Annotated in this window: 1 protein-coding gene; it reads right to left on the reverse strand. The window is 57.3% G+C overall.

All coding sequences use genetic code 11. The features are described from left to right. On the reverse strand, nucleotides 1-153 hold a 153-nt coding region (locus GY937_21890; GenBank protein MCP5059364.1), incomplete at its 3' end, for a hypothetical protein. Nucleotides 154-574 lie beyond the last annotated feature (421 nt).

Here is a 574-nt window from a genome sequence, read left to right on the forward strand (position 1 = left end):
ACCCTCTGAGATGTCGAGCCATCCTCGCTCCAGGTCGACATTGCCCACCCGGAAGATGCCTTCTTCCTTCTTGCCCTTCACCCGGTTCAAGATGAAGCACTTACCGGGGTTGATGGAGTTGTGATCGAAGTCCGGTCGGCGGTAGATGGTCATCTGTGCAAACTCTCCGTGCCCGGGAAGGCTTGCTCTAGCGCCATAGATACCCGCTCATCAGCGTCCTCTACAGCGTAAGTCATATCCGGAGCTACCTTGGTGTACGTCTTCCCCCCGTATGTAGCAATTAGCACCCACTTACCTCCGAGAGAGTCTGGGTCCTCAGGATTTATGGTGAGAGTAATCTCCATAACCGGACACACTACCAAATCTCCCCGGACATCACAGGCCCCCGACCTGTGCATTGTGCAGTAATTGGTTGTACGGATGCTCCGATCGACCGTTTCGGCGCCGGACTTGGGCCAATCCACGCTGGACATGGGTCGGAACCGGTAATTCCTCCGCTTCAACCCCCGGCCCCCGCTCTCCGGGCCGCAAATACGTCCGAGAGTGGAACCAGGCGTAGGCTCCGCAGTCAACT

This window comes from bacterium (assembly GCA_024228115.1).
Lineage (GTDB): Bacteria > Myxococcota_A > UBA9160 > UBA9160 > UBA6930.